A 561-nucleotide genomic window follows, 5' to 3' on the forward strand; every position below is an offset into this window, starting at 1 on the left:
CGCCAGCCGCTTAATGGTCTTATCCTGACGCTTGATCTCGGGGAGCTCGCGAGGATGGGGGCATCTGCCCGTCATGCCAGCGCCCAGGTCCTGCGTACCCGGTTGATGGACATTGCCGATGAACTGCATACGCGGCTGCCGGTGTATGTGGTCCTCACGCATATCGATATGTTGCACGGTGCCGGGGATTTTTTCCGCCAGCTTGATGCGCAGACCCGTCAGTCGTTGCTTGGCGTGAGCTTTAGCCCTGACACGGGGGAGACAAACTCATGGTCCGGCGAACTGGAGACATTCTGGGATCTCTGGCTCAGCCAGCTTAACACGGCGCTCAGTGCCACTATGCTGGAACCCCCGGCGCAAACGCCTCCGGCAGATGCGTTTTTGTTTATACGCCAGCTTGCGGGACTGAAATCGTTCCTGCAGACGATGCTGTCGGACGTACTGGCAGGGGAGGAAATGGCTGGTTTCCCGGTGCGGGGAATTTACCTGAGCTCGGTATACCAGCAGGGTGTGCCTTTTGATGGCTTCTCCCGGGCGACGGCCCGGCGTTATCGTCTGACG

Annotated in this window: 1 protein-coding gene; it reads left to right on the top strand. The window is 59.5% G+C overall.

The window, feature by feature from the left end; all coding sequences use genetic code 11:
- Positions 1–561, top strand: a 561-nt coding sequence (locus tag DEO48_RS15615) for a type VI secretion system protein (protein ID WP_258306109.1), incomplete at both ends; no start/stop codon positions are given.

The organism is Enterobacter sp. CGMCC 5087, from assembly GCF_003144775.1.
Taxonomy (GTDB): domain Bacteria; phylum Pseudomonadota; class Gammaproteobacteria; order Enterobacterales; family Enterobacteriaceae; genus Enterobacter; species Enterobacter cloacae_M.